Below are 6,799 nucleotides of genomic sequence, written 5' to 3'. Positions count from 1 at the left end.
CGCCCTCGACGCCGCCGGCCGACTCGAAGCCGATCGAGAAGGTCATCAGCCCGTGCTGGCCCGCCTCCGCGAGCAGGCCGACGATCAGGCTGGAGTCGACACCGCCCGACAACAGGCAGCCGACCGGCACGTCGGCGACCAGCCGGCGCTTGACCGCGACGCGCAGGGAGTCGAGCACCGCGTCTTCCCAGTCGGTTTCCGACCAGCCGGCGCGGTCGTCGTGCCGGGTGAAGTCGGGGGTCCAGTACGTGGTGGTGGTGCGCCGGCCGTCGGGCTCGATAGCGACCAGCGACGCGGGCGGCACCTTGCGGACGCCGCGCAGGATGGTCAGTGGCGCGGGGACCACCGAGTGGAACGTCATGTAGTGGTGCAGCGCGATCGGGTCGATGCGGGTGTCGACGCCGCCGCCCGCCAGCAGCGCCGGCAGGGCCGAGGCGAAGCGGATCCGGTGGCTGTCCTCGGTCAGGTAGAGCGGCTTGATCCCGAGCCGGTCGCGACCGAGCAGCACCCGGCCGCTGTCGCGTTCGACGATGGCGAAGGCGAACATCCCATGCAGGTGGCTGACGAAGTCGTCGCGCCAGTGGTGATAGGCCTTGATCAGGACTTCGGTGTCGCTGTGGGAGAAGAACCGGTAGCCGTGGCCGGTGAGTTCGCGGCGCAGCTCTTTGTAGTTGTAGATGCAGCCGTTGAAGGCGATGGCCAGACCCAGTTCGGGGTCGACCATCGGCTGGGCGCCCGCCTCGCTCAGGTCGATGATCTTGAGGCGGCGATGACCGAGCGCGACACGGCCCTGTGACCAGGCGCCGGAAGCATCGGGGCCGCGTCGCGCCATCACGGCGGCCATTGCTGACACCGCTGCTACATCGGGGACCTGCCCGTCGAGCCGTACCTCCCCGGTGACTCCGCACACTCCTTGAACCATACCGAAGGCGGTTGCGGCGCACCCGTACGGCCACTGTGAAATGCGTCGGCGCGCAGCTCAGACCGGTTCCCGGGGGCCGATCGCGGCGATCTCTCAATTCGGGCGCGCTTTATCGTGGGGGGCCGGAGATTACCGGCGGCGGTACCCGCGACGTTAAATCTTGGTTGCGCTCTGCTCTCGCCGTTGGCGAGCCACTGGGCCGGCCACGACGTCCGCCCCTACCGCTCAGGCGGCCGCGCGGCGGTGGTTGCAAATGGCGGTCGTTGCGGCACATGACTTTTCGGTCTCCGCGTGGCATCGGCCGCCCGGCACGCTCGGGCACCCGCCGCCAACCTCCGTGAAAAACGTGGCAGATTTGTGTGAGGTGGCGCGGTGGAAGCCGGCAGGAAAACTTCGGCGATCCCGGCTAATGTTCAGCCACCGTTAGGGCTTGGAGCCCAGATGCCACATCGAGGAACATCGTGACGCGAACAATTGCGCGCCTTGGGAACTGGTCGACAATAGTCGCGCTCGTGGGTGCCGCGGTGTTTTTCGCCGCACCCGCGTCGGCCGATCAAAAAGACGATGCGTTCATTTCGGAGATTCAGCGCAACGGGATCGTCTTTTCCGACCGCGGCGCCGCGATCGCCGCGGGGCACAACATGTGCGCGGGACTCGATTCCGGGAAGACGCCAACCTCGTTGGTGCTCAACGTGGTACGGGCAACCGATCTGTCGGCGCACGAAGCCGGCTATCTTCTCGGCGCCTCGGTGGCGTCCTACTGCCCCCAACACAGGGCCGCTATCGGCGCTTCGGTCTCCTGACCGTTATCCGGCGCGCTCCCCGGGCAGCTTGCCGTCCCGCGACGCCGCCGTTTGCTGACCACCGTGGGCGAGCTCGAGCCGGCGTTCCGCGAGGACCAGCAGATGCCTGAGTCGTTGTCCGTACAGACCCACCGAATCGTGGGTGAGCATGTCGTCGTGCGCGCAGTCGACGGAGTAGGTGAGAATCTCGCCGGAGACGAGCGGCCGCCACGACTGGGACAGGAACGCACCGCGGTCACCCCCGTCCCCCGCGGCGGAGAAGATGGTGATATCGCCGTCGAAAACGCCGGGCCGGTGGGTTCGGTAGCGGTCGATGTTCTTGCGGAGGTTCTCGGCGAGCAGGTCGACAAGCCGCTCGGATCGCGAGCCTTCCGGAAGCCGTGGTTCGCCCGGCCCGTCACCGTGCGGAACGACTCCGCCGGCAGCACCGTTCATGGTGGGTTGGGCGTCGAGCAGGACCAGGCGGCCGATTGCGCGTCCGCGCCGCTGCAGCTCCACCGCGACTTCGTGCGCGATGACCCCGCCGAACGACCAGCCGAGCAGGTTATAGGGCCCGGAGGGATGAATCTCCTGCAACCTGTCGGCATAGTTTTCCGCCATCTCGCGGATTGATCGAGGTTCGGTCTCTTCGTCCTGCCGGGTCTGCTGAACACCGATGATCGGGCAGTCCAGGTAACTGCCGAGCACCTGATACGGCCAGCTCACGCCGCCCGCCGGATGGATGCAGAACAACGGGGTGCCTGCGCCCCGCTTCAGGGTCTGGATGGGAACCACGTCCTGGGTGGTGGTCGTGTCCGTGCCCAGCCGCTGGCTCAGGGTCCGGACCGTGGGCGCGTCGAACAGGGTGCGCACCGCGAGGTCGACCACCAGGTTGGTGTTGATCGTCGCGATCAGGCGCATCGCGGAAATGCTGTCGCCGCCCAGGTCGAAGAAGGAGTCGTCGACGCCGACCCGCTCCACACCGAGCACCTGAGCGAAGCTGCCGGCGAGGATCTCCTCGGTCGCGTTCGACGGGGCCCGGTAGCCGCCACCGGTGTACTCGGGCGCCGGCAGGGCGCGGGTGTCCAGCTTGCCGTTGGGCGTCAGCGGCAGCGCGTCGAGTCCCACCACGGCCGTGGGGACCATGTAGCCCGGCAGTCGCCCGGCCAGCGCCGTGCGCGCCTCGGCGGGATCGGCCGTTCCGGTGACGTAGCCGACCAGGCGTTTGTCCCCGGGGCGGTCCTCGCGGGCGATCACGACCGCCTGCTGCACGCCGTCCAATCGGGCCAGCGCGGCCTGGACCTCGCCCAGTTCGATGCGGTAGCCGCGGATCTTGACCTGCTCGTCGGCGCGACCCACGTACACCAGCTGCCCGTCGTCACCCCAGAGCACCAGGTCCCCGGTGCGGTACATGCGCGCCCCGGGTTCGCCGAACGGGCAGGCCACAAACCGCGAACCGGTCAATCCGGCGCGCCCGACGTATCCGGCGGCCACGCCGGTTCCGGCCACGTACAACTCGCCCACCACGCCGGCGGGCACGGGCCGCAGCCAGCCATCGAGCACGAACAACCCGGCGCCGGGCACCGGCGAGCCGATCGGCGGCGTCCCCGAGCCCGCAGCCAGCGGGGCGCTGATCGCCACGCACATCGTCGTCTCGGTCGGGCCGTAGGCGTTGACCATCACCCGACCCGACGCCCAGCGATCGACCACCTCGGGCGGGCAGGCCTCGCCGGCCATCACCAACGCCACCGAATCCAGGCCCGCCGGGTCCAGCGTCGCCACCGCCGACGGCGTCTGGGTCAGCACGCTGACCCCTTCGTCGACCAGTAGGGCGCGGAAGTCCGCCGGCGAGCGCACCACCGACTCGGGCACCACCACCACTCGCCCGCCGCGCAGCAGCGGGGCGAAGATCTCCCACACCGACACGTCGAAGGCGTACGAGTGGCACTGTGTCCACACGCCCGGGGCGGGCAGGCCGGCGTCGAGCGAGCCGATGAGTTGCGTCACGTTACGATGCGTGACCGCAACACCTTTCGGCAGACCGGTGGTTCCCGAGGTGTAGATGATGTACGCGATGCCGTCCGCCCCCGGCACGGGCGGCGCGGTGCGCGGATAGCCGTCGATCGCCGGGTCTTCGATGTCGATGACCCGCACGCCGGTGCCGTCCAGCCGCGACAGCAGTCCCGCGGTGGTGACCGCGGCGACCGGCGCGGCATCGTCCAGCATGAATCGGATCCGCGCGGCCGGGGCGGCCGGGTCGATCGGCAGGTACGCCGCCCCGGTCTTGAGCACCGCCAGGATCGCGACGATTGCCTGCGCCGAACGCGAAAACAGCAGCGCCACAGACTGTTCCGGGCCTGCGCCCTCGGCGATGAGCCGGTGCGCCAAGCGGTTCGCCGCCTCGTCCAGCTCCCGGTACGTCATGGACAGCCGGCCCCAGTTGAGCGCAACGGCGTCCGGCCGGTGGGCGACCTGCGCGGCGAACATCTCCACGATCGACACCGTTGGGGGCACCGGCCGGGTCAGCGCCGCCCGGTTTCCGATTTCATCCAGGCGGGCGTGCTCCGGCCCGTCGAGCAGGTCGACCGAGGAGAGCCGCCGGGTCGGGTCTGCGGTCATCGTCACCAGCACCCGCTCCAGTCGCTCGGTGAGCGCCTCGATGCTGCCCGCGTCGAAGACGCCGGCGTCGTATTCCACGCGGAGGCCGAGCTGTTCGCCGGACAGGGCGGCCTGCATCGTCAAGGGATAGTGGTTGCGTTCGAACACGTTGAAGTCGGTGATGGACAGCTCGTGGTTGACCGCCATCGCGGACGTTTCCAGCGGGTAGTTCTCGTAGGCGAACAGCGTGTCGAACAGCTTCTCGTGACCGGTCATCCGGTGGATTTCGCTCAGCGACAGGTGCTCGTGCTCGAGCGTGTCGTTGTGGGCGCTTTGCAGCTGGTCCAGGAGTTCCGTGGTGGTGGTCGCCGCCGTGATGCGGGCGCGCACCGGGATCGTGTTGATCATCAGGCCCACCATCGACTCGGCGCCGGCGACCTCGGCCGAGCGGCCCGACACCGTGGTGCCGAACGCGACGTCGTAGTTGCCGGTGAGCCAGGTGAGCAGCTGCGCCCACGCGGCCTGCAGCACGGTGCTGACCGTGGTCTGGCAGGACCGCGCCAGCTCGCCGAGCGCCCGGGTGGTTTCGGCCGGCACCGCGAACGTCGTCAGGCCGCGGCCGCCCGGCTCCAACTCGTGCGGCGGCGCGACCAGCGTCGGGGTGTCGAAGCCGGCGAGCACCCGTCCCCACGCCGCCCGCGCGGCATCGAAGTCGCGCTCGGCCAGCCAGGTGACGAACCGGCGGTACGGCGCCGGCGGGGCCAGCCGCTGCCCCGTGAGGCTGGCGAATGTCTCGTTCACCAGGATGGGAACCGACCAGCCGTCGAGCACGATGTGGTGAATGGTCAGCACCAGCCGGTGCCGGTTTTCCCCGGTGCGGATCATGGCCACCCGGAAGGCCGGCCCGTCGGCCAGGTCGTAGACCGCGGCACGCTCGGCGGCGCAGATTTCCCCGATGCCCTCGTCCATGCCCTGGCGGCCGTCGAGCTCGACGTAGCGCCATGCCATCGCCGGCTCGGCGGGGATGATCTGCACCGGCTCGTCGGGCCGGTCCCAGAACCTGGCGACCAGGTGCGGATGCCGGTCGACCACGGTTTGCACCGCGTCGCGCAGGCTGCCCCGGTCGAGCGGGCCGGTCACGCTCATCTCCAGCTGCACCACATACAGGTCGTCGCTGCCCCGCGTGGTGGTGGCGTGGAAGAGCAGCCCCTGCTGCAGGGGGGTCAACGGCAACACGTCGGCAATCGGCCGTTGCCGCTCGAGCTCGTCGATCTCCTGCTGGACCAACCGGGCCGGGAGAATGTCCGACGGGGTCAGCCCGCCACCACCCGACCGCACGTGGGCGCAAATGCCGGTCAGCGCCTCGAACCACAGCCCGCTCAGCCGGGCGAGCTGCTCGCGGTCCAGTGCCGAGGGCGCCCACGTCCAGTTGGCGTGCAGCTGCGGGCCGGCCTCGGTCTCGGCGGTGCCGGCGTTGAGGTCCACGGTGTGCATGAGCGGCATGGGCACCGCCGTGCTGGTGCCGGTCACCGACGAGCCGTCCCGCGAGATGCGCCACAACTCGTCCGACAACTCGGCGGCCGCGCCGCCCAGCCGGCCCAGGTAGTTGAACCCGATCGTCGGGTCGGGGCCGCCCAGGTCGACCTCGTCGTTCAGGTAGCGCAGCAGCCCGTAAGTCAGGGGCTCCGGCAGGGCCCGCAGCTGCTCCTTGGCCTGCTTGACCACGGCCCCCAGCGCCGCATCACCGGAAAGCACGTCCTCCCAAGGCAATCGACCCACCGCCAAGGACACCGGGTACTTGGTGGTGAACCACCCGACGGTGCGTGACAGGTCCACCCCGGCGGCGAGCTCCTCGTGTCGGCCGTGGCCCTCGACGTCGATGCCCACCGGCGCGCCGCCACCCAAGAATTCCGCCCAGGCCAGCGCGTAACCGATCAACAGGATGTCGTTGATCCCGGCGTGGAAGGCCGCCGGTGCCTCGCCGAGCAGCGTGCGGGTCGTCTCCACGTCCAGTGCCACCGACAGGTGCTCGGCGGTCTCGTAGGTGTCCGTTTCGGGGTGTACCTCCGGTAGCGCGGGCGGCGTCGCCGCGATCCGCTGCCAGGCGCCGGCCTGCTCCACCACCGCGGGGTCGTGCGCGTGCTCGCCCAGTAGGGCCGCCCAGCGGGCGAACGACGTCCCACCCGGCGGCAACGCCACCGGCTGCCCACCCCGGTGCTGTGCCCAGGCAATGTTCAAGTCTTCCAACAGGATTCGCCAGGACACCCCGTCGACGGCCAGGTGGTGGATGATCAGCACCAGCTGTCGGGTGGAAGTCGCCCACAGCGCGCTCAGCATCACCCCGCCGGCCGGGTTCAGCCGGGAGCGCGCCGCGGTCACGGCGGCGTCGGACAACACGTCCACCTGGTGCAGGTGGTCGGCAGCGTCGACCGATCCAGCCTCGGGCACGGTCAGGGACCACTCGTCGTCCACGCGCAGCCGCAGCATGGCGTGCCGG

The 6,799-nt window shown here is 70.0% G+C and carries 3 protein-coding genes; 1 reads left to right on the top strand and 2 read right to left on the bottom strand.

The window, feature by feature from the left end:
• Positions 1-910, bottom strand: a 910-nt coding sequence (gene asnB, locus A5711_RS24570; protein WP_067951107.1) for an asparagine synthase (glutamine-hydrolyzing), incomplete at its 3' end; no start/stop codon positions are given.
• A 524-nt stretch (positions 911-1,434) separates the two neighbouring features.
• On the opposite strand from asnB, the gene A5711_RS24565 reads away from it, so the two are divergent.
• Entirely contained in the window at positions 1,435-1,725 is a 291-nt protein-coding gene (locus A5711_RS24565) for a DUF732 domain-containing protein (protein ID WP_231972051.1), read from the top strand.
• Between the two features lie 3 nt (positions 1,726-1,728).
• Here A5711_RS24565 and A5711_RS24560 read toward each other — a convergent pair.
• The coding region (locus A5711_RS24560; RefSeq protein WP_156745047.1) for a non-ribosomal peptide synthetase at positions 1,729-6,799 on the bottom strand (5,071 nt) is incomplete at its 5' end.

It is taken from the genome of Mycobacterium sp. E2238, from assembly GCF_001672665.1.
Taxonomy (GTDB): Bacteria; Actinomycetota; Actinomycetes; order Mycobacteriales; family Mycobacteriaceae; genus Mycobacterium.
This window is presented reverse-complemented; position numbering and strand designations above follow the sequence as displayed.